This is a genomic window from Actinoplanes lutulentus, assembly GCF_003259845.1.
Lineage (GTDB): Bacteria > Actinomycetota > Actinomycetes > Mycobacteriales > Micromonosporaceae > Actinoplanes > Actinoplanes lutulentus.
This window is the reverse complement of record NZ_QLMJ01000003.1, coordinates 681,359-706,586: the sequence shown is the minus strand read 5'-3', so window position 1 is coordinate 706,586 and position 25,228 is coordinate 681,359. Positions and strand designations below refer to the sequence as shown.

Annotated in this window: 23 protein-coding genes, 1 tRNA gene and 2 riboswitches; of the genes, 10 read left to right on the top strand and 14 right to left on the bottom strand. The window is 67.9% G+C overall.

The window, feature by feature from the left end:
* Positions 1–50: 50 nt before the first annotated feature.
* The 3 genes from B0I29_RS10250 to B0I29_RS10240 all read right to left on the bottom strand — a co-directional run bounded on the left by B0I29_RS10250 (position 51) and on the right by B0I29_RS10240 (position 3,018).
* Positions 51–566: a DUF4142 domain-containing protein gene (locus tag B0I29_RS10250; protein WP_146616758.1), complete on the bottom strand. Its 516-nt coding sequence runs from the start codon at positions 564–566 to the stop codon at positions 51–53.
* A gap of 52 nt (positions 567–618) precedes the next feature.
* Complete coding sequence (gene ahcY, locus B0I29_RS10245) at positions 619–2,079, bottom strand: adenosylhomocysteinase (protein WP_111648630.1); 1,461 nt, start codon at positions 2,077–2,079, stop codon at positions 619–621.
* A 16-nt stretch (positions 2,080–2,095) separates the two neighbouring features.
* A riboswitch (S-adenosyl-L-homocysteine riboswitch) is annotated at positions 2,096–2,174 on the bottom strand.
* A 31-nt stretch (positions 2,175–2,205) separates the two neighbouring features.
* Positions 2,206–3,018: a hypothetical protein gene (locus B0I29_RS10240; RefSeq protein WP_146616757.1), complete on the bottom strand. Its 813-nt coding sequence runs from the start codon at positions 3,016–3,018 to the stop codon at positions 2,206–2,208.
* Positions 3,019–3,120: 102 nt separating this feature from the next.
* Between B0I29_RS10240 and B0I29_RS10235 the strand changes: the two genes are divergently transcribed.
* The 6 genes from B0I29_RS10235 to B0I29_RS10210 all read left to right on the top strand — a co-directional run bounded on the left by B0I29_RS10235 (position 3,121) and on the right by B0I29_RS10210 (position 11,386).
* Entirely contained in the window at positions 3,121–4,065 is a 945-nt protein-coding gene (locus B0I29_RS10235) for a LacI family DNA-binding transcriptional regulator (RefSeq protein ID WP_111648628.1), read from the top strand.
* A gap of 109 nt (positions 4,066–4,174) precedes the next feature.
* Entirely contained in the window at positions 4,175–6,172 is a 1,998-nt protein-coding gene (locus tag B0I29_RS10230) for a glycosyl hydrolase family 28-related protein (protein ID WP_111648627.1), read from the top strand.
* 135 nt (positions 6,173–6,307) lie between these two features.
* On the top strand, positions 6,308–7,195 hold the full coding sequence (locus B0I29_RS10225) for an NAD-dependent epimerase/dehydratase family protein (RefSeq protein WP_111648626.1): 888 nt from the start codon (positions 6,308–6,310) through the stop codon (positions 7,193–7,195).
* 51 nt (positions 7,196–7,246) lie between these two features.
* Positions 7,247–7,891, top strand: a complete 645-nt coding sequence (locus B0I29_RS10220; protein WP_111648625.1) for a helix-turn-helix transcriptional regulator — start codon at positions 7,247–7,249, stop codon at positions 7,889–7,891.
* Between the two features lie 6 nt (positions 7,892–7,897).
* A complete protein-coding gene (locus tag B0I29_RS10215) occupies positions 7,898–8,998 on the top strand; it encodes a Gfo/Idh/MocA family protein (RefSeq protein WP_111648624.1) in 1,101 nt (366 codons plus the stop codon).
* 57 nt (positions 8,999–9,055) lie between these two features.
* Positions 9,056–11,386, top strand: a complete 2,331-nt coding sequence (locus tag B0I29_RS10210) for a hypothetical protein (RefSeq protein ID WP_146616756.1) — start codon at positions 9,056–9,058, stop codon at positions 11,384–11,386.
* A 64-nt stretch (positions 11,387–11,450) separates the two neighbouring features.
* Here the strand turns inward: B0I29_RS10210 and B0I29_RS10205 are convergent, their stop codons facing one another.
* From B0I29_RS10205 to B0I29_RS10195, 3 genes are read right to left on the bottom strand one after another with little or no spacing between them, the layout of a single operon-like run.
* Positions 11,451–13,094 (bottom strand): rhamnogalacturonan lyase B N-terminal domain-containing protein, encoded by a 1,644-nt coding sequence (locus B0I29_RS10205; RefSeq protein WP_111648622.1) that lies wholly within the window; start codon positions 13,092–13,094, stop codon positions 11,451–11,453.
* 36 nt (positions 13,095–13,130) lie between these two features.
* Complete coding sequence (locus B0I29_RS10200) at positions 13,131–13,418, bottom strand: DUF2218 domain-containing protein (RefSeq protein ID WP_111648621.1); 288 nt, start codon at positions 13,416–13,418, stop codon at positions 13,131–13,133.
* A complete protein-coding gene (locus tag B0I29_RS10195; protein WP_111648620.1) occupies positions 13,415–13,966 on the bottom strand; it encodes a PadR family transcriptional regulator in 552 nt (183 codons plus the stop codon). Before B0I29_RS10195 ends, B0I29_RS10200 begins: the two co-directional genes overlap by 4 nt.
* A 47-nt stretch (positions 13,967–14,013) precedes the next feature.
* Between B0I29_RS10195 and B0I29_RS10190 the strand changes: the two genes are divergently transcribed.
* Positions 14,014–14,412 (top strand): TOBE domain-containing protein, encoded by a 399-nt coding sequence (locus B0I29_RS10190; protein ID WP_111648706.1) that lies wholly within the window; start codon positions 14,014–14,016, stop codon positions 14,410–14,412.
* On the opposite strand, the gene B0I29_RS10185 is transcribed toward B0I29_RS10190, so the two are convergent.
* Genes B0I29_RS10185 through B0I29_RS10175 form a run of 3 tightly spaced genes read right to left on the bottom strand, consistent with a single transcriptional unit; the run spans position 14,402 to position 16,859 of the window.
* Complete coding sequence (locus tag B0I29_RS10185; RefSeq protein ID WP_111648619.1) at positions 14,402–15,082, bottom strand: hypothetical protein; 681 nt, start codon at positions 15,080–15,082, stop codon at positions 14,402–14,404. The genes B0I29_RS10190 and B0I29_RS10185 overlap by 11 nt on opposite strands.
* A 50-nt stretch (positions 15,083–15,132) precedes the next feature.
* The gene (locus B0I29_RS10180) at positions 15,133–16,230 is read right to left on the bottom strand and encodes a DNA glycosylase AlkZ-like family protein (protein WP_111648618.1); all 1,098 of its coding nucleotides are present in this window, start codon (positions 16,228–16,230) and stop codon (positions 15,133–15,135) included.
* Positions 16,231–16,250: 20 nt separating this feature from the next.
* Positions 16,251–16,859, bottom strand: a complete 609-nt coding sequence (locus tag B0I29_RS10175) for a GNAT family N-acetyltransferase (protein WP_111648617.1) — start codon at positions 16,857–16,859, stop codon at positions 16,251–16,253.
* A gap of 133 nt (positions 16,860–16,992) precedes the next feature.
* Here B0I29_RS10175 and B0I29_RS10170 point away from each other — a divergent pair, with 133 nt between their 5' ends.
* Positions 16,993–17,328: a class I SAM-dependent methyltransferase gene (locus tag B0I29_RS10170; protein WP_245972407.1), complete on the top strand. Its 336-nt coding sequence runs from the start codon at positions 16,993–16,995 to the stop codon at positions 17,326–17,328.
* A 9-nt stretch (positions 17,329–17,337) separates the two neighbouring features.
* Here the strand turns inward: B0I29_RS10170 and B0I29_RS10165 are convergent, their stop codons facing one another.
* The 3 genes from B0I29_RS10165 to B0I29_RS10155 form a co-directional block, all read right to left on the bottom strand.
* The gene (locus tag B0I29_RS10165) at positions 17,338–18,480 is read right to left on the bottom strand and encodes a calcium-binding protein (RefSeq protein ID WP_111648616.1); all 1,143 of its coding nucleotides are present in this window, start codon (positions 18,478–18,480) and stop codon (positions 17,338–17,340) included.
* An 86-nt stretch (positions 18,481–18,566) separates the two neighbouring features.
* Complete coding sequence (locus B0I29_RS10160; RefSeq protein ID WP_111648615.1) at positions 18,567–20,192, bottom strand: methyl-accepting chemotaxis protein; 1,626 nt, start codon at positions 20,190–20,192, stop codon at positions 18,567–18,569.
* 162 nt (positions 20,193–20,354) lie between these two features.
* Positions 20,355–22,349, bottom strand: a complete 1,995-nt coding sequence (locus B0I29_RS10155; RefSeq protein WP_111648614.1) for an Ig-like domain repeat protein — start codon at positions 22,347–22,349, stop codon at positions 20,355–20,357.
* Positions 22,350–22,629: 280 nt separating this feature from the next.
* Between B0I29_RS10155 and B0I29_RS10150 the strand changes: the two genes are divergently transcribed.
* Positions 22,630–22,705, top strand: a tRNA-Arg gene (locus tag B0I29_RS10150).
* 88 nt (positions 22,706–22,793) lie between these two features.
* On the opposite strand, the gene B0I29_RS10145 is transcribed toward B0I29_RS10150, so the two are convergent.
* Complete coding sequence (locus B0I29_RS10145; RefSeq protein ID WP_111648613.1) at positions 22,794–23,663, bottom strand: LysR family transcriptional regulator; 870 nt, start codon at positions 23,661–23,663, stop codon at positions 22,794–22,796.
* Positions 23,664–23,733: 70 nt separating this feature from the next.
* Here B0I29_RS10145 and B0I29_RS10140 point away from each other — a divergent pair, with 70 nt between their 5' ends.
* A complete protein-coding gene (locus tag B0I29_RS10140; protein ID WP_111648612.1) occupies positions 23,734–24,090 on the top strand; it encodes a YybH family protein in 357 nt (118 codons plus the stop codon).
* A 332-nt stretch (positions 24,091–24,422) separates the two neighbouring features.
* Here the strand turns inward: B0I29_RS10140 and B0I29_RS47395 are convergent, their stop codons facing one another.
* Entirely contained in the window at positions 24,423–25,043 is a 621-nt protein-coding gene (locus B0I29_RS47395; protein ID WP_111648611.1) for a LysM peptidoglycan-binding domain-containing protein, read from the bottom strand.
* Positions 25,044–25,216, bottom strand: a riboswitch (cyclic di-AMP (ydaO/yuaA leader).
* Positions 25,217–25,228: the final 12 nt, after the last annotated feature.

The window sequence follows — 25,228 nt, the reverse complement described above, 5'->3', positions numbered from 1 at the left end:
TCGATCATTCTCGCTGTTGACCTGCACACGTGAGTCGCCGAGGTCGCGGTTTAACGACCCGTTAACTTCTGCTGGGCCTCGACGAGAACCTGCTGGTGACTCTGGACGATCGGCAGCGCCTTGGCGGCGAGCCTGGTGATCTTCGGCTCGGCGCCGGTGTCGATGACAACCAAGGCCAGTTTGATCGCCCGCTCGTGTGCGATCAGCTGGCTGCCGAGGAAGAGGGTGTCGAACGCGGCGCCGGACGTCGACTCGTGCTGCTGGATCAGGGTCCGCTGCTCGGAGTTCGGCTCGGCGGGGAGCTTTACGTCGAGGCGGGTCGCGGTGGTGCGGACGGCCACGTCGAGTTTGCGGTGGTACGCGGCCAGGTCACGGGCGATGGTGCGTACGGAATCGGTGGTGCCCTGGTGTTTTGCGATCTTGCCGAGCTTGATCTGGGTGAGGTTGCCCTGGTGGGCGGCGATCAGGAAGTCGGCGTCCGGAGTGATCGGACGGGCCTGGGCCGGCGAAGCGAGGCCGATCAGGACGATTGAACTCAGAATGGCGAAAAAGCGACGTAAAGGCATGATCGCATAATAAAAGGGCCGCCCGGTGAGGAGCGGCCCTTTCACGAACGACTCAGTACCGGTAGTGCTCCGGCTTGAACGGGCCCTCGACGTCGACGCCGAGGTACTCCGCCTGCTTCTTGGTGAGGGTGGTCAGCCGGACGCCGAGCGCGTCCAGGTGCAGCCGGGCCACCTTCTCGTCCAGGTGCTTCGGGAGGACGTAGACCTGCTTGTCGTACTCGCCCGGCTTGGTCCAGAGCTCGATCTGGGCCATCACCTGGTTGGTGAACGAGTTCGACATGACGAAACTGGGGTGGCCGGTGGCGTTGCCCAGGTTCATCAGGCGACCCTCGGAGAGGACGATCACCGCGTGGCCGTCCGGGAAGCGCCACTCGTGCACCTGCGGCTTGATCTCGACCTTCTCGATCCCGGCGACGCGGGCGAGGCCGGCCATGTCGATCTCGTCGTCGAAGTGACCGACGTTGCCGACGATCGCGTTGTGCTTCATCGCGGAGAGGTGGTCGACAGTGATGATGTCGGTGCCACCGGTCGTGGTGATGAAGATGTCGGCCTCGCCGACCACGTCCTCGAGGCGGGCGACCTGCATGCCGTCCATCGCGGCCTGCAGCGCGCAGATCGGGTCGACCTCGGTGACGACGACGCGGGCGCCCTGACCGCGCAGGGTCTCGGCGGAGCCCTTGCCGACGTCGCCGTAACCGCAGACCACGGCGAGCTTGCCGCCGAGCATCACGTCGGTGGCCCGGTTCAGGCCGTCGACCAGCGAGTGGCGGATGCCGTACTTGTTGTCGAACTTGCTCTTGGTGACCGCGTCGTTGACGTTGATCGCCGGGAAGAGGAGCGTGCCCTCCTTGGCGAGCTTGTAGAGACGCGCCACACCGGTGGTGGTCTCCTCGGTCACGCCCTTGATCTCGGCCGCGATGCGCGTGAAGCGCTGCTTGTCAGTCGCGAGGCTGTCACGCAGTGCGTCGAGGATGATCGAGTACTCGTGGTTGTCCTCGGCGGTGGTCGCGGGGACCGCGCCGGCCGCCTCGAACTCGACACCCTTGTGCACCAGCAGGGTGGCGTCGCCGCCGTCGTCCAGGATCATGTTCGGACCCTGGCCGTCGCTGAACTCGAAGAGCCGCATGGTGGCCCACCAGTACTCCTCGAGGGTCTCGCCCTTCCAGGCGAAGACCGGGACGCCGGTGGGGGCGTCGACGGTGCCGGTCGGGCCGACGACGACCGCGGCGGCCGCCTCGTCCTGGGTCGAGAAGATGTTGCAGGAGACCCAGCGGACCTCGGCGCCGAGCGCGATCAGCGTCTCGATCAGCACAGCGGTCTGCACGGTCATGTGCAGCGAACCGGCGATGCGGGCGCCCGCGAGGGGCTTCGAGTCACCGAACTCGGTGCGCAGCGACATGAGGCCGGGCATCTCGTGCTCGGCGAGACGCAGCTGGTGGCGGCCGGCCTCGGCCAGGCTCAGATCGGCAACGGCGAAGTCGAGACCGTTGATGGATCGAAGTTTGTCACTCACAGAAGAGGGCCCTCCCTCTCAGGAGGCGCCCTTGCGTCATGGAACCCCACCGAGCGTGGCGGGTTCAGTGACCCGTTGCAGCGCCTCTCGGAAGGGCGAGTCAACTTTAGCCGAACAGCGGCATGATCACATCCGGCGCAGTGTTCCGTCGGTGTCGGTGATGACATATGTCCCATCACCGAGCGGCTGGAGGTCGTACTCGTCGATCGTCATGATGCCGAGGTCGCCGATCACCTCGCCGGTGTGGACGTCGACCCGGAAATGCCGCCACCTGGCCTCTTCGCCCTCCTCCCAGGAGAGCACCACGATGGCGGTGTCCTCGTCCAGGAAGCCGCCGGTCCACTCGATCCCCGCGCTGGCCGGGACCTCGGCGAAATCCGCCACCCGGATGGTGACCTTGGCCTCGCCGTCCGGGACCTGGTGGAACGACACGTCCTCCTGGTCGTGCGCCACGGTCATCAGGAGGCGGGCGTCTGGTGCGATCGCGATCGCCGAACGGTCATCCCAGGGGCAGGTCCGCAGCTCGGTCGAGGGCCCGGCGTGGAAGGTCCGGGAGCCGGTGTCGAGCATCATGTGCTCCCCGTCGGGGAAGGCGATCTGCTGACCACCGTGCCCGTCCGTCCCCAGGATGTGCCGGGCGCGGACCTCACCGGTGCCGGCATCCAGCGCCAGCCACTGGTCAGGGGCGATGTAGAGCCAGGCGTGGACGCCGTCGCCGGAGAACGCGCAGTCGGCCGGATCTCCCGCCGGGATCGGGAAGCGCCACAACTCCCGGCCGTCCGCACCGACGCAGATCGCGGCCTCACCGGTCGTGTAGACCAGCCGGTCCCGGCTCGGAGCCACGGCGTAGGCGTCGGGCTCCGGGATCTCGAAGGCGCCGGCCAGATCGAGATAGGCGTCGAAGACCTCGACACCGCGGTCCGTCAAACGGGAGATCACGCGCACTCCCGGAGCCTAGCCGGGGTTCAAAGGGTCACGCGAAAGGGCGGAGAAACATCAAAGACCTTCCATAGAACATCAAAAACCCATCATTCTGTACGCGTGAAGCACCCGTACCGCATTCGCGAGATCGCCGGGCAAGCCGGGTTGAGCCAAGCGACAGTGGATCGCGTGCTGCACAGCCGCGGCGGGGTCCGGGATAGCACCGTCCGCCAGGTGCACCAGGCCATCGCCGATCTGGACCGGCAGCAGTCGTCATCCGGCCGGGCGCTGGTGATCGACGTGGTGCTGCAGACCTCGCGTACCTATGGCGCGGCCGTTCGGGTCGCGCTGGACGCCGAGATATCGGAGATCCCGGTCGCGGTCCGCACTCGGCTGCACGTCACCGACGAGCCCATCCCGGCTCTGGACCGGGTCGGCCGGTCCCGTTCGCACGGGCTCATCGTGCTGGCCCCGCCCACCCAGGAGGTCGCCGACGCGGTCGCGCGGCTCGGCGTGCCGGTGGTGACGCTCAACGCCGACCTGCCGGCGGGCAAACGGATCGCGCACGTCGGTGTGGACAACTTCGATTCCGGGGCCACTGCCGCGTACCTGGTCGAGCGTCTGCTCGCGGACCGGGCCGGCGACGTGCTGGTGATCAACGGGCGGGGTGAACGGGAGCAGGGCTTCCGCTCGGTGCTGCCGGCCCGGCGGCTCGTCACGACCGGTTCGGAGGACGGGCCGCTGCGGGAGATTCTGGCCGGCAACCCGTCGATCCGGGCCGTGTACTCGGCCGGCACCTGCGGCAATGCCGCGATCGTCGAGGCGTTCGCCGCGGAGCGCCGCAACTACGACGTGTTCGTGGCGCACGGCTTGGACGAGGAGAACGTGTCGCTGCTGCGCGCACATCAGATCTCCGCGGTGCTGCATCAGGATCTGCGGGCCGATCTGCGGCACGCCTGCCAGGCGATCCTGCGGGCGCAGGGCGCGATGCCGGGTCCGATCCGCTCGCATCCGTCGGCGGTCCAGGTGATCACACCTTTCAACGTGCCGCCTGCCGAATTCTGACCCTTCCTTGCAAGAATCGAGCAGATTCCCGGAAAACATCTACGGGACCTTGTGAGTTAGATCACCGGACATCTATCGTCGGGCTCACCTTCCACGAAAAGAGCCCTCGATGTCTGTGGACATGAGGCGGTCCGGCGTTCCACCGCGCTGGTCCGCCCTGCTTCTCGGCGCGGTTCTGGGTGTCACCGGGACCGCTGTCGTCGCCGACCCAGCTGCTGCCGCTTCTTTCACCAAGATCACTCGCGCTGCCATCGATCCGTCGCTGACCGTCGGCCGTGGTGCGAGCGTCGCCTTCCTGGAGCAGGAAGCCGAGCACGCGACCACCAACGGCACCGTCATCGGACCCGGCCGGACCGCGTACACATTGCCGGCCGAAGCCTCCGGCCGTTCCGCCGTCACCCTCGACCCGGGGGAGTGGGTGGAGTTCACCCTGCCGCGGGCCGCCAACGCGATCACCGTGCGATACAGCATTCCGGACGCGCCGACCGGCGGCGGGATCACCGCCCCGCTGACCGTGAGCACCAAGCACGGCACTCGGACCATGCGGCTGACCTCGCAGTACTCCTGGCTTTACAACCAGTACTCGTTCACCAACGACCCGCAGGCCGACTTGCTCCACCCGGACTGGTGGATCACCGAGTGCGCCTGTGTCCCGGCCGCCACCACGCCGGCACCGGTGATCACGAAGCCGTTCCGGCCGGCGCACTTCTACGACGAGCAGCGCCTCCTGCTCGGGCGTACCTATCAGGCCGGTGACAAGATCCGGCTGACCGGCCGCAGCGTGCCCACCACGATCGACCTGCTCGACTCCGAGCTCGTGGGCCTGCCTAAAGTTGACCTGACCGGGGTGAACGTGCTGCTCTTCGGCGCCGACCCGACCGGCCGGAAGGACGCGGCGCCCGCCATCGAAAAGGCGATCGCGTACGCGAAAAAGGCGCACCGCAACGTCTACCTGCCCCCGGGCGTCTTCCAGGTGAACCGGCACATCGTCGTCGACAACGTGACGATCACCGGGGCCGGCAACTGGTACACGATCATCAGAGGCCGCGAGGTCGCGCTGAGCACCCCGGCGCCGGACGGCTCGGTGCACACCGGCGTCGGCTTCTACGGCAAGGACGCCGCCGAGGGTGGCAGCCGCAACGTGCACCTCTCCGGCTTCGCGATCCAGGGTGACGTCCGGGAGCGGATCGACACCGACCAGGTCAACGGCGTCGGCGGCGCGATGAGCGACTCGACCATCGACGGCCTGCACATCCAGCACACCAAGGTGGGCCTCTGGTTCGACGGCCCGATGTCGAACGTGAAGGTCACGAACAACGTGATCGTCGACCAGATCGCCGACGGCCTGAACTTCCACACCGGGGTCACCGGATCGCTGGTCCGCAACAACTTCGTCCGCAACACCGGCGACGACGCGCTCGCCATGTGGGCGGAGAAGACCACGAACTCCGGCAACGTCTTCGACCGGAACACGGTCCAGACGCCGACCCTGGCGAACGGCATCGCGATCTACGGCGGCCACGACACCACGGTGTCGAACAACCTGATCGCCGACCCGATCCGTGAGGGCAGCGCCCTGCACGCGGGCACCCGATTCGGTGCCGAGCCGTTCACCGGGCATCTGCGCTTCACCGGCAACACCACGGTGCGCGCCGGAACGTACGAATTGAACTGGAACATCGGTCTCGGCGCGATCTGGATGTTCGCGCTGGAACGCAGCATCGACGCGGACGTCCAGGTGACCGGGGACAACTACCTCGACAACACCTATAACGCGATCATGCTGGTCGCCGACTGGCCGGTAAAGGACCTCTATTCGATCAACAACATCAGGTTCAAAGACCTCAAGATCGACGGTACGGGAACCAGCGTGCTGAGCGCCCGAGCCGGCGGTTCGGCCTCGTTCGAGAACGTCGACGCCCGCAACGTCGGCGCGGCCGGGGTGAACAACTGCGGCCGGTTCGGCTTCCCGCCGGGCGGCTCCGAGTTCAGCCTCACCGACCTCGGCGGCAACGACGGCGGCTGGCTGGGCCCCTACGTCCCGAACGTGATCACCTGCAACGACCGCCCCACGGTGGTCCCACCGCCGGCCCCGTCCGCCTGGTAGTGGGTACATCGGCGCCCGGCCCGGCAACGGTCCGGGCGCCGATGTATGGCGGGTTAACGGCGAGGAATCGGAGAACGTGCGGGTGCCTTGGTAGCCTGGTCGGCGCTTCGAGCACCGGGAGAAAAGGGAAACACGTTGAGCCGAACCCTGCTGGTCACCGGTGGCGCCGGATTTGTCGGCGGCGCCCTGATCAAGTCACTGCTGACTGAATATTCGGATGCGGTGATCATCTCCCTGGACAACTACTTCACCGGTTCGCCGGAGAACCACGTCAACGATCCGCGGGTGACGTACATCGACGGCTCGACCGTCGACATCGCGAAGATCTGGGCCGGCCGCGGGCTGCCCGCGCCGGAGATCGTCTTCCACCTGGGTGAGTACTCGCGGATCGTGCAGTCATTCGAGGACCACGACCTGACCTGGGACTTCAACCTGCTCGGCACGAAGGAGGTCGTGAAGTTCACGGCCGGCCACGGCGCCAAGCTGATCTACGCGGGCTCCAGCTCGAAGTTCGGCAACGACGGCGAGGACGAGAACCTCAACCCGTACGCCTGGACCAAGGCCAAGAACATCGAGTACATCAAGAACTACTCGAACTGGTTCGGCCTGGACTACGCGATCACGTACTTCTACAACGTGTACGGCCCGGGACAGATCACCACGGGCAAGTACGCCACGGTCATCGGCATCTTCGAGCGGCAGTACCTCGCCGGTGAACCGCTCACCGTGGTCTCCCCGGGCACCCAGACCCGCGATTTCACCCATATCGACGACATCGTCCGCGGCCTGGTGCTGGTGGCTCGTGGCGGGACCGGCGACGGATACCTGCTCGGCGCCGGCAACGAGCGACCGCTCGCCGAGGTCGCCAAGCTGTTCGGCACCGAGTTCGTGCTGGTCCCGGCGCTGCGCGGGGAGCGGACCCGGGGTCAGGCGGACACCGCGAAGGCCGCTGAGCTGGGCTGGCAGGCCGAGCGACGCCTCGACGAGTACGTCGCCGGGTTCGTGGCGGCCAACCCGCGCTGACATCGGATTATTCGCAGGAATGCTTTTGCCCGGTTGGGGCATCCCGCCTGCATGCAGAACGGGATCAGGGTAGTCGTGGTGGACGGCCGCGCCGCCTTCGTCCGCGCCCTGGAGAGTTTGATTCCCGAGGTCAGCGGCGGAAGAGCGACCGTGGTGGCGACCACCGGTGAGGTGGGGAAGGTGGCGAGCGTGATGCGCGCCGCCGTCCCCGACCTGGTGCTGGTCGACCCGATGCTGCAGCCACCAGGAAACCGGCATCCGGTGACGCTGGTGCATGAGTCAGCCCCGCAGGCCCGGATCGTCGCCGTCGCCGACGACCCCGACCACGCGATGGCCGTCGAAGCGCTGCACGCCGGCGCGGCCGCGCTCTTGCGTCGCGGCATGGACGTCTCCGAGCTGCGGCAACCGCTGCTAGCGGCGCTGGAGGGGTGGGCGGTCGTGCCGCCGGCCCTGCTCGCCGCGCTGCTGGAACAGGCCCGGCCGAGGCAGCCGCACCCGGTCGCGACCCATCTCGACGACGAGGACCGCCGCCTGCTGCGGATGATCGCCGGAGGCTCGTCGACCAGCGACATCGCCGGCCTGCTGCACGTCTCCGAGCGTACGGTGAAACGCCTGACCGCCTCGCTCCTGCGTAAGTTGAAGGTGGCGAGCAGAACCGAGGCGGCGGCGTTGGCCGGCAGTGCCGGCCTGATTTGAGGGCTGATGACCATTGGTGTCGCGGTGATCGGAATGGGCTGGATGGGTCGCGTGCACACCCAGTCCTACCTGCGGGTTCGCCACCACTACCCGGATCTTCCGCAGCCGGTCCTGATCTCGGTGGCCGACGGTGTTCCGGGTCGTGCCGAGGCCGCCGCGGCCCAGTTCGGCTTCGGTGAGTCCACGCTGGACTGGCGCACGCTCGTCGACGACCCGCGTGTTGCGGCGGTGAGCGTGACCGCGCCGAACTTCCTGCACCGCGAGATGGGCGTCGCCTTCGCGGCCGCCGGCAAGCATCTCTGGATCGAGAAACCGGTCGGTCTCGCCGCCGATGACGCTCGTGCCATCACCGGCCCCGGGCAGGTGACCGTCGGCTTCAACTATCGCCACGCGCCCGCCGTCGCCAAGGCGCACGCGCTGCTCACCGCGGGTGCGATCGGCGAGGTCACGCACGCCCGTTTCAGCTTCTGCAGCGATTACGCCGCCTCTCCGGACGACGCGCTGACCTGGCGTTTCGAGCGCGAGCGCGGCGGCAACGGCGTGCTCGGCGACCTCGGCTCGCACGCCGTCGACCTGATCCGGCACCTGCTCGGTGAGATCACCGAAGTGCGCGCGGACACCGCGATCCTCATTCCCGAGCGGCGCCGCCCTCTGGGCGTCACTTCAGGCCACGAGCGGGGTACGGGTGAACTGGGCACCGTGGAGAACGAGGACTGGTTCGGCGCCCAGTTCCGGATGGCATCGCAAGCCCGGGTCTCCTGCGAGGCCAGCCGGGTCGCCGTGGACTCGCCGAACGCCTACGGCTTCACGATCTACGGCCGCACCGGCTCGCTGAGCTGGGATTTTCGCCGGATGGGCGAGCTACGCGTCCGCGACGCGACAATCTTCGCCGGCCCGGGCGACGGCGACTTCGGCGCGTTCCAGCCGGGTGCCGCGATCGCGATGAGCTACGACGACCTCAAGGTGATCGAGGCGTCGCTTTTCCTGCGCTCGATTGTGGACGATGTTCCGCACGGCCCGACGCTGACCGACGCGATCAGGGCAGCCGAAGTCCTCGATGCGATCGCTATCTCCGCGTCGACAGGTCGTAACCGTCTCGTCCTTTAGAAAAGTTGATCTCTTGACTAGACTCGGCGCGCTTCAGCAGGCCACGGGGAGAGTCAATTGTCCAAGCGCGTCAAACGATCAGTGCTGGCGGCGAGCGTGCTCGCCGCGGCCTCGATGTTCTTCGTCGACCTGTCCACCGGGTCCGCGTCGGCCGCGGTCACGCCGACGCTGCTGACCGGCGAGCAGCGGCATCCGGTGACCGGTTACCACGCCGACCGCATGATCGTCGACAGTGTCCGCCAGCGCCTGCTCGTCGCTGACGACGTGGCGCACCGCATCCTGGCCGTGGATTACGACGGCAACGTCGCCTCCGAGGTGGCGCTCCCGGACGGGGCGAACGCCGGCGACTTCAAGCTCTCCGCCGACTCCGGCACGCTCTGGGCGATCCTCCCCGATCCGAAGCTGATCGTCTCGTGGAACGCGGCGACTCTCGAGGAGATCGAGCGGTACCCGATCGCCGTGTTCGACCCGGGCCACCTGGCGCTCACCGCCGACAAGGTCTGGTTCAGCAACAACAAGAACAGCTTCGGCTCGCTCGACCCGGTCACCGGCGAGGTCGTCAACCACGTCCTCGGCAATGGGAACAACACGTCGGCCACGTCGGCCCAGCCCTTGATCGCGGCCAGCCCCACCGATCCGAACCGATTGGTGCTGTCCAGCGCGGACAACCGAGGCGACCTCTTCCTCTACGACATCAGCGGTGCCACGCCCGCGCTGGTCGCGACCACCCAGAGCGGGCTCGTCTCCGGAAACTTCGCCCTCGAATATGCCGCCGACGGCGGAACGATCTACTCGGGTGGCATCAACGGCGTCTACGTCACGCCGTCCCGGACGCTGGCATCCTTCGATAGCCGCACCATCTCGATGAATCGGGCGCTCGACGTCGAGGCGGCATCGAACGGGTGGTTCGCTGCCGCCCTACCGCCCGCCGCGGACCAGACCGACCTGCGCCTCTACCGAGCCGGCGAGCTCAGCGCGGCTCGGGAGTTCGACTTCCCCATCACGGGCGCGGCGCCCGAATTCGTCGACCTCGAATGGGAACCCAGCGGTGACCGGCTCTTCGTGATCACCACCGACGAGACCGGCGCACAGAGCCTCTGGACGATCGCCCAGCCGACGGTGATCCCGAGCCCCAGTGTCCCGGCTGCCACACCGACCGCGATCACGCTGGCCGGGCCGGCGACCACACCTCGCGGCGAGCTGGTCAGCATCCGGGGCACGATCACCGGCGGCGTTCCGATGGGCACCGAGATCAAGATCAGCCGGACCGACTCCGCGTCGCCCGGTGGAGTGACGCTCCCGGCCATGAACGCGAACGGATCGGGCCAGTTCATCTTCATGGACACACCGCCGGTGGCCGGCACGGCGACCTGGACCGTCACGTTCGCCGGTACCGCTAAGCACCAGGCGTCGTCCGCGACGGTGTCGATCCCGGTCGTCGTCGAAACGCCGACCCCCAGCCTCATCCCGACCACGATCACGCTGAAGGCGCCGGCCACCGCCAGCCGCGGCGCGGCGGTCACCATCCAGGGCACGATCGCCGGTTACGAGTTCTACGGCGGGGTCCCGGTCACGGTGCGGCGTACCGACGCCGAGTCGACGGCCGGCTTCGCGCTGGCGAGCCGCACCACCACCTCGAGTGGGACGTTCACCATCACCGACACCCCGGGCGTGGGCGGGACGGTCACCTACACGGTCGCGTTCGCCGGGACCGCCACGCACAAGGCGTCGTCGGCGAAGGTCTCGATCGCTGTTGCCAAGAGCGCGCCGGCGCTCACCCTGAACCGGAACGGGAGCGTTTTCGCGTACGGCACCACGGTCACCATGACCGCGCACCTGGGCAGCACGTACAAGAACCGGACCGTGGAGATCTGGGCTGACCCGTACGGCTCGGACCAAGCCCGTCGTCTGATCAAGAAGGGCACTGTCAACAGCTCGGGCGATCTGAGCGTGGCCTTCAAGCTGACCCGGAACACGACGTTCAGCACGGTCTTCGCGGGCGACACCCGGTTCGCGGCCCGGACCGTCACATCCGCGGTCAAGACGAAGGCCGCGGTCTCGCTCACGGTCAGCAAGCACTACAAGAAGGTCAAGTCCTACTACTACGTGCGCAAGACCAAGCACCCGAAGTTCGCCACGACGATGACGGCGTACTCGGGCCGCAAGCAGAAACTGGTCTTCCAGCAGTACTCCGGCGGCAAGTGGAAGGCTTGGAAGACGGGCACCTACAAGCTCTCGGCGGCCGGCAAGTACACCTTCACGCTGACCGGCACGCACAAGACCGGGGTGAAGTACCGGGTGCAGGCCGTCTACCTGACCGGCACTTCCGGCGACAGCGCGAACCAGACCACGTACGGCGCCTGGCAGTACTTCACCTTCACCAAATAACAGAACCAGCGAGGGTACGGGTTTTTCACCCGTACCCTCGCTGGGTTTTGATCTTGATCTTGGTTTAGGCGGGGTCGAGGGCGAGGCCGTCGAAGATGAAGTTGGGGCTGAGGAAGGTCTCGCCGCTGCTGCCGCTCAGCACCGAGATCGACAGCGTGTTGCTGCCGGCCTTGAGGGCGCTGGCCGGGACCGTGAACGTGTAGGTCGTGTTGATGCCGCGCCAGGTGCCGCGGGTGACGCTGCGTGAGTTCAGGTTCGTCGGGGTGGGCGACGCGGAGGTCGGTGAGGTCCAGCCGCCGATCGAGACGGCGGGACGGCCACCCGCGAAGTTCGAGGTGGTCGCGATCCGCAGCTTCGCGCCGTTCGCCGGCACCGAGGAGAGGTTGAAGCTGAGCGCGATCGGCGAGTTCACCGACTTGAACTCGGCCATCGGGAAGGTCGACGTGGTCGCGGTGTTCTTCCACGCCGCCATCCGGGTGTCGGACGGGTGCATCGTTTCGATCTTGTCGGCGTTGGTGAAGCCGGCCGGGGTGCCGTCGAACGTGCCGATCTGGAAGAGCGTTCCCGCTGCCGGGACGCTGCCGGTCATCGCGAGCGTGGTGGTCGCGGCGGCAGCGACGGTGATCGTCTTGGTGCCGACCGCGAGCTCACCGGCGTAGAGCGTCGCCGTGTAGGTGCCCGGCTTGACGTGGCCGATCACGAATTTTCCGGACTTGACCTGGCCCCAGTACTGACCGTTCGTGCCGGCCAGGCCGACCGTCGCCTTCAGGCCGTTCCAGGTGCCGCTCGCGGTGCCGCTGACGCCGCCGCGCTGGGCGTTCGACAGCATGCCGGGGATGAAGGCCGCGAGGAAGTCCATGCTCCGGGCGGCCGGGGCGGCGCCGTCGGTGAGCGCGAGAGCGTACGGACCGTGCAGGCCCAGGCGCAGCGCCTCGGTCTGCTGGTGGCCGCTGAACATGTAGTGGGTGATGTTCACGGCGCTGCCGGTGTCGTTCACCTCGATGTCCCGGAAGAACGGTCCACCCGAGGTCATGTCCGTGTACGCGGGGATGATGTACGCACCGTGACCGTTGCCGCTCGCGCCGAACGGCTGCTGCGCGATCAGGCGCTGCGAGCTGTAGAACTTCGACGCGGTCTGGCCGTTGGCGAAGGCGAAGACGTCACTCCCCTCGACCGTGGTTGTCGCGTTTTTTGTGCGCGCCGCCTCCGGCGACGTCGTCAGCAACGACGGCTTCAAGCGGGTGATGAACCGGGCCTCACCCGGGTTCAGCGCCTTCGTGATGCTTGTCGCCATGTAGATCGTGTTGTCGCTCTTGCGGGCGAAGTAGTACTGCGTCACGCCGATCGACGTGTTCGCCGCGCTGACCAGGATCGAGCTGCCGCTGTTGAACGTCTGGCTGGTCACCGTGGCCGAGGACCATCCGGATTCGAACTGGCCGGCCGCGTAACCGGAAGCGGTCAGCTCGGTGCCGTTGTGCTTCAGCGACGTCATGTTGCCGTTCGTGCCGTTCACGATGAACGACAGCCCGGTGCCGGTGTCGAAGCTGACGTTCGCCGCGGCGCTCGCCCACGGCTGGCCGAAGCCCAGCAGACCGGCGCCGGCCAGCACCACAGCGGTGGTGAGGCCGCCGGCCAGCACCTTCCGCTTGGTCCGGGTGTTCTTCGGCCGGTCCGCCGGTCGCCGGTGCGAGATGATGTTGGGGGACATGCCCTGTCAGTGGCTGTCCCGGGCCGAAAGGTTGCTCTACTTCTCGAAATTCCACGTCACGGTCAGCTCGTTGCGCTGGCCGAAACGCTCCAGGTGCGAACCGACGACCTTGGTGACGGTCTGCAGGTCGTCCTCGGTGGCGGCGGTGGCGGTCATCTCCAGTGCCGTCTCGGTGCTGTGCAGCCGGCACTCGCCCACGGTGAGCACGATGGCGATGTCCTCGCCGATCTCGCGGATCTCGCTGCGGCGGCCCAGGTGGGAGGCGAGCTGCTTCGCGTAACGCGGGGCAGCGGTGGTGGCGACACTGGCGGTTGCGGTGCTCATTCTTCAGTTCTCCTCGGGTCCGTCTGTTCTGTTCTTTCAGGGCCGTCCGCAAGCAGTAGGTAAAGCGCTTTTCGGGTGTCGGCCAGGATGCGGGCGGCAGCCTCGGCCTGCGCGTCCGTCCCGGTGCGGGCGACCTGGCGGGCCGCGTCGTGCACCTGCTCCAGCAGGGGGCGCAGGTCGATCGAGCTGAAACCGCCGGGGAACGCGGTGAACGGGTCCTCGCTCCCACTCGCCGCGATGTGGGCGCGGCCGGAGTCGGTGAGGGTGACGAGCTTGCGGCCGGCGCTCGCGGTGACCGTGACCAGGCCCTCGTCCTCCAGCTGGCTGATCGTCGGGTAGATCGCGCCGGGGCTGGGCTGCCAGCGCCCGCCGGTGCGCTCGGCGATCGCGTGCATCAACTGGTAACCGTGCATGGGCCGCTCGGCCTCGCCCAGCAGGATGAGGACCGCGGTGCGCACGTCGCCACGGGGCATCCGGCTGCCGCTGCCTCGTGGTCTCCCATGCCCACCCGGTCTGCCGTAACCGCCGGGCCTTCCGTGACCTCTCATGACGGTAACGATATATCGCTAGTGTGACGTCCGCTAGGGTGATCGACGTGACGACATTTCAGATCGGTGAGGCGGCCGAACTGCTCGGCGTCAGCCCCGACACGGTCCGCCGATGGGTCGACGCGGGCCGGCTCTCCGCCAGCCGTGACCATCAAGGACACCGGGTCATCGATGGCGTCGACCTGGCGGCTTTCGTCCGTTCGCAGGCGGCTGATCCGGACGCGCGCTCGGAGGAGTCCTCGGCCCGTAACCGCCTCCGCGGGATCGTCACCGCAGTGGTCAAGGACACCGTGATGGCTCAGGTCGACATCCAGGCCGGGCCGTTCCGGGTGGTGTCGCTGATGAGCCGGGAAGCGGTCGACGAGCTCGATCTGCGGGTCGGCTCGGTCGCCGTCGCAGTGATCAAGTCAACGACCGTGGTCGTGGAGCGTGCCGTCAAGCGGTGACGCTCTTGACCTTGCTGATCGCGGCACTCACGGCTGCCCGAGGGCTGGTCAGCACAGGCAGTCCCGGCAGTCCGGCTGGCGCGGTCAGCGCGGTCGGCCCGGTCGGCGTGGTCAGCAGGTCGGCGGCCGGGGCCATGCTCGCCTGAGCCAGCACCACCACGTCGGCGTCCGCGCCGGCGATGATCGTGCGCACGTGGTCGGCGACTGCTGCGTGATAGCTCTCGTGGTCGCCTGACTCGAAGTGCTGCCAGGCGGACAGGCACGGTGACGGCAGGAGCGTGACTTGGACGCCGGCGTTCGTAGCGCTCTCGCGCAGCAGCGCCATCGTCGGTTCCAGAGTGGACTCGACGGTGGCGACGACCGCGATGCGCCTGCCCATGGCGACCGCGGCGTCAGCCATCGGCCGGTCTGCTCGCAGAGCGTTGTCCTGCTCCGCCGTCGCGCCGATGGTCGAGCAGGTGCAGACGACCACGTCGGTTTCGGTCAGCTCGGCCAGCCGCCCGCGGACTCGCTCGGCGATCGCCGGGGTGACCCCGTCGACCCGGGCGTCCGCCAGCAGCGACTCGTCGACCACGTGCCGGACCGCCCAGCCGGGCGCCAGTTCCGCCACGAGCCGCTCAAAGGTCTCGACGTGAACGTCCGCCGTGTGCAGAAAACCGATCGTCGGCATCCGCCCAGTCTGGCACCGGCTCAGTTCGGCTTTCTGCCCGGTCTCGCACGTCAATCGAAGGTCACCACCGCCTCCGGAACGCCGCGCGCGCGGGCCACCTCCGGCGCCTCCTCCTCGACCCGTTTCCGCTGGGCCGCGCTCAACTCGCCGAACGGGCTCACTGTCAGGTCGACCCTTTTCCGCCCAGCCATCCGTGCACGCCACACGCCGGCGATCTCGCCGTCCACCAGCAGAACCCCCGGGTTGCCGAGCGGACGCCACACCTCTTTCTGTGCTGCGCGCTCCGGCAGCAGCAGGTCACGGTCGCGGGCCTGGAGCAGCGGGTCCATGCCGGGAAGCCAGCGGACCCCGTCGACCGGGGCGGCCGACTCCAGCGCCGGCACCTCCGCCTCGGGCAGCCAGGCTTTACGGCCGTCGACGCTGACCTCGACGAGACCGGAGGACGGCCAGACCTTGCGGATCTCGGTCGTCGAGCTGCCCAGGTATTTCGCCACCTCGGCCGGCCCGGCCGGACCCAGGAACCGGAGGTAGGTCTCGATGAGCCGATCCACGCCCTCGGTCGCCGCCGGCAGTGGTGGTGCGTTGTCGATCGGGCCGAGCTGGGCGTCCTTGCCCCGGGAAAGGATCTCGACGCCGCCGGCCAGCCCGGCCTGCTGCCACACGTTGCCCGAGACGTGCCGGGCCTGGCAGGGGCGGCACTCAAACGTCAGCTCGACCGGAACCCGCCGGCTCACCTCGGTGCTCGCCTCGCCGCGGGGGATCGGAGCGGTCACCACATCGCGGAGCGCCTCGGCCGTCACGGTGAACGCGCGGATCCCGAGGGCTTGAGCGCCGGGGATCTGTGCGCTCTTGACGCGGCTCGCCGCGTCGGCGTCGGTGAGCGGCCAGAGCTGCCGGACCAGGGCCGGAAGATCGGCGCGCCGGTGCAGGTGGGGTGCGCCCCGGGCGGCCCAGACCACGAGCAGCCGGTCGTCGGCCGGGTCGGCGCTGCTGCGGGCGGTGAGCGCGATCTGTGTGGAATCCGGCGAATATTGCTGGATGCCGAGGTCGAGCACCGGCAGGTCGGCAGGGCGCGCGGCAGCCCGCTCGGTCAGCCCCTGCGCGGCGACCCGATAGGCCATCACCTGGACACGATCCACGCTGATCATGCGGTTCCTCCTAGGTCTCTCTAGGTCCGCCGACCGTACCGCCGGGCTGCGACATTTCTCAGGCGATCCTGGCGGGTGCCGGCCCGGCCGTCGACGTACTCCCAGGTCTCCAGCCTGGTCGGGCCGTACGGTCCTTCCTGGTGGATCAGGGGTTCGCCGGTCAGCCAGTAACCGCATCGGCGGGCCACCGACGTGCTCGCCACGTTCGCCGGATCGATCCGGAGCAGCAGGCGTCGAAGGCGGAGCGTCTGGCAGGCGTACCCGGAAAGCACGGAGAGTGCCCCCGACGCGAGGCCGCGGCGCCGATAAGGGTGACCGATGAGATATCCGAGCTCCGCCTCGCGGAGCTCGGGGTTGACCGCGAAGAGCAGGACCTCGCCGACCGGGCGCACGCCGTCGGCGGTGATCGCGAGCTGGATCCGGCTGCCGTTGGCGCGCCCATGGAAGGCACGCTTGAGGTAGGCGAGGCCGGCTTCGGCGTCGAAGGGTGACGGCATCGGCGTCCAGCGCGCGATTTCCGGCTCGTCCAGCAATGCGACCAGATCGTCCAAATCGTCCGGACGCCACTCGCGCAGGATGATGCCGGTTCCCGTCAACCTCAGCGGGTAGGGCAGAGGATCGGCGGTCACCCTCCGAATCCTGCCCACAAAGACCCGGTTGGTGCTAGTCGCGATCGATATCCAGTCGGCTTGTCGATACCCCTATTGACCAGCGTTCGGAAACCTATGTGACCTTTTGCCGGATCTTCCGGATGATTGCCCGGTGAGTCACTGGGCCCTCTACAACTCCCGCCAATCCACCCGTCCGATCCGCGAACTGTGCCGGCAGGCCATGGCTCTCACCGGCCCGGGCGCTGGGCGGACCGCTGTCGATCTGGGCTGCGGCGCCGGTCGGGAGACAGCCGCGTTGCTCGCCGCCGGCTGGCGGGTGGTCGCCCACGACAGCGAGCCGGGCACGCAGCTGCGTATCTCGCGCACCGTCGGGGGCACGCACGAGCGCCTGAGGGTACGCGTCTGCGGCTTCGAAGATCTGTCGGAACTACCGCCGGCCGACCTCATCTACGCCGGATATTCGCTGCCTCACCAGTCTTCGACGTAGTCGCCCGCTCTAGCGCTCGCACCTGACGGCGGTGTCGGACTTGCGTGCGTCGCAGGTGTCGCCGGCTGCGCCGTTCGAGCCGCCGTCGAGGCGGTCCGCGGCGACCGGGTCATCCTCGCCGTACAGGATGTCGTCGCCGCTTTCGCCGTACACCTTGTCGCGGCCCGAGTGCCCATCGAGCTCGTCATTGCCGGCTCCGCCGCGGATGACGTCGTCACCCACACCGCCGAGAATGTAGTTGGCCGCGGCATTCCCGGTGAGGACGTCGTTGCGGATGCTGCCCCAAATCCCCTCGACGTCGGCGCCGACCAGGTCTTTCTCGCCCGGGACCCCGTCGTCGGCAAGGCCGTCCAGGTCCACCCGGACCGCCTTCAGGTAACCGCCGTAACTAACCACGTCGACGCCTGATCCGCCCAGCATGACATCGGGCTCGACCACGTCGGAGGCTCCGTCGCCGGACTCTTCGCCGCTGAGACGGTCCGGGCCGGCTTCGCCGTCGAGATGATCACGACCCTCATACCCCATGAGATCGTCTCGGCCGTCGCCGCCGTACAGCTTGTCGTTGCCTTCGTCACCCCAGAGATCGTCGTTACCGTTGCCGCCGCGAAGCGTGTCGTTGCCGGCCGCGCCGTGCAGTGTGTCGTCACCGTCACCGGTGGAGATCACATCGTTGCCGGTGTTGCCGTCGACATAGTCGTTGCCGCCCAGCCCGGAGATCCGGTCAGCGCCTGAGCCGCCCTTGATCCGGTCGCCCCGGGCTCCACCGGTTATCGTGTCGCCGGCGGTGCCGCCGTCCGCGGTCATCCGCACGTCGGTGTTGTTGACGATCGAGTCGACCCGGTCGTAGGTGTAGACCAGCACTCGAGTGGGTGCCTTCGGCGGCGTACACCTGACCTTTGTTTTGTCGCCCTTGACCGCCTTGCAGCCCTTGCCCGCTTTGATCGCGACTTTGTCGTCGATGACGATCGTGTTGCCAGAGCGGGTGATCACGACCTTGTTCTGCTTACCGGCTGCCGCCTTGTATTGCACTTTCGTGCCGCTCACCGAAGTGGCGCCGGCGCCGGCGGCCTGTGCCGGCGCGGCGAGAATCCCCGCGGAGACAGTGGACAGCAGAGCGAGCCCGACACGAGCCGGCCACACAGAGCGAGTCATCTGAATCCTCCCCGGATGCGGCAGCCGGAACGGCGATCCGCGATCGCAAGATCATAGGACGTTACCGTTCCGACGTCACCCGCTGATCAGACTTTGTACGCGGACACCGTCTGCTGCAACTCAGCGGCTGTGCGGGCGAGCTCCGCGGCGGTCTGCCGCGTCTCGGTGGCGCCGTCGGTGACCTGGCGGGACGCCTCCGCGACGTGGGCGATCGTGTCGGCGATGCTGATCGAGCCCTGGGCTGCCTGGCTGACGCTGCGGGAGATCTCCGCGGTCGTCGCGGTCTGCTCCTCGACCGCGGCCGCGATCGTCGTGGTGTAGTCGTTGATCGTCCCGATGACCCCGCTGATCTCCTGGATCGCGATCACTGCCGCACCGCTCTCGGCCTGGATGGCCTCGACCTGCGCGGTGATCTCCTGCGTCGCCCGGGCGGTCTCCTGAGCCAGGTCCTTGACCTCGGACGCGACCACGGCGAAGCCTTTGCCCTGGTCACCGGCGCGGGCCGCCTCGATGGTGGCGTTCAGGGCGAGCAGGTTGGTCTGCTCGGCGATCGACGTGATCATCGCGACGACCGTACCGATCTGTGCGGAGGCCTCGCTGAGCCGCGCGACGCTGGCGTTTGTCGTCGCCGCGGCCCGTGCCGCGTCGGCCGCGACACCGGCGGCCTCGTTCGCGTTGGTGGAGATCTCGCGGATGGAGGTGCCCATCTCGTCGGCGCCGGCCGAGACCGTCCGCACGCTGTCCGAGACCTGGCCGGCGGAGTACGACACCGTTCCCACCTGCGCCGCGGTCTGCTCGGCCGAGACGGACAGCTGCGACGCCACCGCCGACATCTCCTCCGACGCGGAGGCGAGCACCGTCGAGCTTTCGGTGATCCGGCCGACCATGCCGGCCATCGACTCGGCCGTGGAGTTGAGCGCCTCGGACATCCGGCCGACCTCGTCGGTGCTCTCCACCGGCACCCGCGCGGTCAGATCGCCGCCGGCGATTCGCGCAAGAGCTTCGACGGTACGCGTCAAAGGCTTCACGATCAGGCGAGCGATGGCAGCCGCCAGCAGCAGCCCGAGAACCGTGCACGCGGCAAGGAGCCCGATCACCCAGGTGTGGGTGGAGTCGTACCGGCTCTGCGCCACGGCTTCCTGCTCGACACCGGCCTTCACCGTCTCGTCAGCGAGCGTGGTCAGATCGGCGCGAACCGTCTTCATCGTCGCGGCGAGCTCATCCCCGCGCAGTTCGGCGAGCCGGCCCGTCTCACCCGCTGCGGCGAGCGGCAACAGCTCGTCCTGGAGTACGTCGCTGAACGCGGTCCAGTCGTCCTCAAAGGACGTGATCGAGGCACTGGCCACGGCGCTGACCGGGAACGTCCGGTACGCCTCGGCGTACTCGTTCACCTGGCTCTGTGCCGTGGTGATCGCCTTCTCGGCGGTGGCCCGCTCCGCGTCGGTCGTGGCCAGCTGGTACTCGTCCATGCCGAGCCACACCCGGTTGACGGCGCTGCGCAGGTTGCCGATGGTGTTCAGCTCACTGTTCATCACATAGGCCGACTTCACCTGGTCGTTGGTGGCGCTGAGACTGTTGAGCGCGAACAACCCGTCACCGACACTGAAAACCGCGATGACGCCGACGGCCGTCATGATCTTCGTGCTGACCCGCCGGTTCCCCAGCAGACGCCGCAGGGGGTTGACTCCGGTGGTCTCGGCTCGCTCAGCCATCGGTCTAGGTCTCCTCGGCGCATCTCAGGGTGTCCAGCGAACTCACCCATCGGCGGCCGGCCGAGCCTTCCCGGCGTTAACCCTGGTGCACATCGAGTCGCAACCGGAGCAGTCCAGTTGCGGCGAGGAGCCCCGGTGCCTCGTCCAGGCACCGGGGCCTGCTCACTTGGTGAAGTACAGGTACTGGTACGGGGTCCAGGTCGTGGTGTTCAGGCTGTCGCCCGAGTTCGAGCCGCCCTTGACGTATGCCGCCCGGACTCGCATCTTGTAGCCCTTGAACCCGGTGCCACTGAGATAGATCGCCTTCGTAGCGGGGAAATACCCGTCACCCCAGGCGAGCCACTTGCCCTTGTAATAGAACTGCACCGAGATGTACGCCTTTCGCGCGGTCGGCGCGGCGGTCATCTTGACGTTGAACTTCGCTTTGGTCTTCACGTGGTAATAGCGGTACTTCTTGCTGCCGATCTTGACGGTCTTGTAGTACTTCGACAGCTTCAGCGAGACGCTGGCCTTGGTGCCGACGGACGCCGAGACAGTTTTCGGCGCGGTCCGGGCGTCACCGGTGAAGACCGCGGACACCGTGGTGTTGCGGGTCAGCCGGAGGTTCGCCGACACGGATCCGGCCTTGCTGACCACGGCCCGCTTGAGCAGTCGCCGCTTCTGGTCACTGCCGCTCGGGTCGGCCCAGATCTCCACGGTCCGGTTCTTGTACGTGGCACCGATCCGCGCTGTGAACGTGACCGTTTTGCCGTACCCATAGATCTTGCCGTTGTTGGTCAGCGACAGGGCCGGTGCTGTGCGGGAGACCGCCACCGACCTGGTCGCGGTGACGGCGGAATGCTTCTTGTCCCCGGCGTAGGAGACCCGATAGGTCACCGTGCCGCCGGCCGACGTGGTGTCGGTGAACGAGAACGAACCGTTGGCGGTAGTCGTTCTGGTCCCCAGCGGCTTGCCGGACGGATATTCCAGGTCCGTGCGGGTGACGGTCACCGGGGTGCCGGCCGGCAACGGGACCGAAGCGGTCAGCTTGCCGGTGATGGTGATCGGCTTCGTCCGGGTTGCCGAAGCCGGGCCGGCCAGCTTCAGCACCGGCAAGGACTTCTTCGGCTCGGTGTAGACCCGCAGGTAGTGGATGCCCGCGTGGTTCTCGGTGATGGCGAACAGCCGGTTGCCGGCCGGCTCCCAGGCAAGCGCCCGGTCCGCCACCTCGTCGCCGCCGGTCGTGGTCGGGTCGGTGTCCGGGAGGGCGTAATCGCGGATCGGCACAGCACTACCGGCCGCGAAGATCCGCATGGTTACCCCACCCGCCGCCACCGTGCCGTCCGATGCGACGGCCACCGCTCGGACCCAGCCGTCGACCGGGTACGAGCCGGTACGCGCGAGATCGGTACTGCGGGCGACGGTCACCGCGGATGCGTCGGCGGCAACCACCTGGGTGGCGTCCGGGGTGAACGCCGCGGTCCGGGTGTATCCCCCGGTGACCTGCTTGACCCCGGTCCGGGTGAGGATGCCGCTGGACACGTTGTAGACCGCGACGACACCACCGGAGGTGTGCGGGTCGAAGGCGGCGAGCAGCCCGCTGCCTCCCGGCGCGGAGGCCAAGTGGGGCGCACTGCGCCAGATTCCGTACGCGCCAGTGGTGTCCTGTTGCGGCGTCACCACCGGTTTCGCGCCGCTGAGGTCGAGTGAGCCGATGTTCCCGTCCGAGCCGATGAACGGGTCGCGGCCGTAGTCGTCGTAGCTGAACCAGAGCTTTCCGGCCGTGCTCTCCAGCGACAACGGGTAGACGCCGGCGCCCAGGTCGTACCGGACGGGCTGGGTGAGGGTGGCAGCCGAGAGGGCGACGATCGCCCGGCTTGACTCCAATGCGCCGTAGAGCTTGGAGCCGTCGGCGGAGAGCGCCAAGCCGGTGACCCGCGGCAGGCCGCTTGCGGTCGCGACAACGGTTCCGTCGTACGTCGTCTCGACGATTTTGCCGCCGGTAGGGTCGCTGACGAAGATTCGCTGGCGTGCGCTGTCCACGACCAGGTCGCCGACGGACTTGATGGGCAGAGACTTGCCGGAGTCGGCCATCGCCGGGCCGGCACCGGCCGCGAGCACAGTGGATCCGGCCAGAGCGGCCACCAGGGTGGCGGCACCGATCCTTCGGTTACGCATTCAGATCCTCGTGGTGCAGGGATGTAAATATCGAAGTAGCGCACGAGGATATATCGAAGATCAACAACAACACCTCAGTCGAACGGACGAGCCGTTACCGAACCGTCGTAACGGCTGAGACGCGTCGCATGACCGGCGTCTGGCCTGCGGGCCCTGCTGCCCGCCGCTGATCCATTTGCTCCGGATGTGATCGCGTGGCCCGGATCATCAGCGCTGGATGCTGGTGGGGCAGTGGCGGTCGCCCGTGGCCGGTCGCTGGTCCGGTAGCATGACGCTTCGCGCCCTCGTAGCTCAGGGGATAGAGCATCGGTTTCCTAAACCGTGTGTCGTAGGTTCGATTCCTACCGGGGGCACCACGTTTCACCTGCTCAGGCGTCTTGCCGGACTTCCCGGGAGGGCGCCTGCGTCATCTCTGGTGACGCTTTTCTTGACTTGATCCAGTTTTCAAAAAGCCGCCTTGCAGTGCCGCAGGAAAGCGGCCAGGGCCGGGCTGCTGCGGTTCTGCCAGACCAGCGCGAGCAGCGCCGGGATGTCGATGCCGTCGATCGGGATCGCGGTGAGATCCGGGTAGCCGGCGGCCATCGACTCGCTGAGCACCGCCACGCCGAGGCCGCGGCGCGCCAGGCCGGCGACCGTGTCCGGCGAGGTGGCCGCGAGCGCGACCGAAAGATCGACACCCAGTGCGGCGCGAGCTTGGTCGAGCACGTTGCGGATGCCGGTTCCCACCGGCAGACAAACTATTGGGTACGCCAAGAGCGCGGTGACCGAGAGACGCGCTTGACCTGCTAACTCGTTGTCGGCCGGGACCAGTGCGACGAGCCGCTCGCTCGCGATCACGTGACTCGCGAGGTGCTCGGGAGGCTCGCCCGCCAGGCCGGCCAGCGCCAAATCTAGGTCGCCGGATCGCACGCCGGCGACGAGCTGGTCCGAATTCGCCTCCACGAGTTCGAGTTCGATGTCGGGGTGTTCGGAGTGGAACGCTGCGAACGCATCGAAAAGGGGCGCCACCTCGCAGCCGATCACCATCCCGACCGTGAGCCGGCCGCGGACCAGGCCGAACACGTCGTCGATCGAGTCACGCATGTCGGCGGCCGCGTCGAGGGTCGCGCGGGCGTGCCGGAGCGCCGCCTCACCCGCGTCGGTGAGGCGCGCGGTACGCGCGGACCGGTCGAAGAGCTGTGCTCCGAGCTCGTGCTCCAGTGCTTTGATCTGGGCGCTCACCCCGGACTGGGTGATGTGCACGCGCTCGGCGGCACGGGTGAAGCTGGCCGTCTCGGCGACGGCCACGAAGTATTCGAGCTGGCGCAAGTCCATGAGTCATTCTACTGGTTATCAGAAGAACTATGCGTTGGACTTGTTTCCGCCTCTCCGAGAGGCTGGATCCATGACCGGGAAAGCGCACCGACCTGAAGATCTGACCAGCCTGTTCGTCGAGCGTGCGAATGCGAAGGACGCCGACGGGCTCGCGAATCTCTATGAGGAGGATGCCGTGATGGCTTACCCGCCGGGCAGCCAGACGCGTGGTCGCGAGGCGATCCGCAAGCTGTGGGCCGAGCTGTTGCCACTCATGCCCGCGTTCGAGCCGGAGCCACCGCTACCGACACTGATCAGCGGTGACCTCGCGCTCACGTCGACGCCGCCGAGCGACGGTTCAGGCGCGCGGGCGCAGGTCGCCAGGCGACAGCCTGACGGCACGTGGCTGCGCGTGCTGGACCAGCCGGAGTTCACCCGGCCGGACTGACACGACGGCACGTGGCTGCGTGTGTTGGACCAGCCGGAGTTCACCCGGCCGGACTGACACGACGGCACGTGGCTGCGTGTGTTGGACCAGCCGGAGTTCACCCGGCCGGACTGACACGACGGCACGTGGCTGCGTGTGTTGGACCAGCCGGAGTTCACCCGGCCGGACTGACACGACGGCACGTGGCTGCGCGTGCTGGATCAGCCGGAGTTCACCCGGCCGGACTGACACGGCGGCATGCCGCCGCCGTGGCTTGGAGACACGGCAGCATCCCGGGCGTCCCGGATTCGGGACGCCCGGCGTCCCGGGCGATAAGAAAGGTGTCCCGTGCGCTACAACCTGATGCGCTGCCCGACGTAAACGCGGTGCGGGCTGCGGAGGATGTCGTGGTTGGCCCGGTAAAGGGCCCGCCAGCCACCGGTGACATCGTTCCGGCTGGCGATGCGAGCAAGCGTGTCGCCCCGGCGGACGACGTAGGTCCGTGTGGCCGACCGCCCGCTGATCATCGCGCTCGCCAGCGCCACTCGCGTCGGCGCCACTCGTGCCGGCGCCTTGCGTGCCGTCCGAGCTGGGGCTTTGCGGACTGCTTTGCGGCTCACCTTGACGCTCGCACGCTTGCCGCAAGTCGGCCAAGCGCCGATTCCCTGTCCGCGCAGCACGCGTTCCGCGACGCGGATCTGCTCGGTTTTTGTGGCCCGGTTCGCGGTCCGGGCATAACGCGCACCGCCATAAGCGCGCCACGTGCTGTGGCTGAACTGGAGGCCGCCGTAATAACCATTTCCTGTGCTGATGCGCCAGTTGCCGCCTGACTCGCAGCGGGCGATGGCGTCCCAGTTCACGTCGGACGGCACAGCGTGCGCAGGCACGCTGGAGCCCAGCAGGCCCACGGTTCCGACGAGACTCGCGACGGCTACACCGATCGCGAGGTGGACCTGCTTTCGGATTTGCACCATTTCAGTTGTCCTCCACGCCTGCGAGGTCAGCTGTCGGGTTCGGGCAGAGTGGCCCGGCCGCACGGTGCGGCTTCACCCCAAGACGCATAAGCGCCGGAGAACCTGTGGGTCCCCCGCTCCATGCCTTTGAGTTGTGATCCGTGGTCGGCGGCAGGATTCGGCGTTCCGGCCACGGTGCCCGCCTC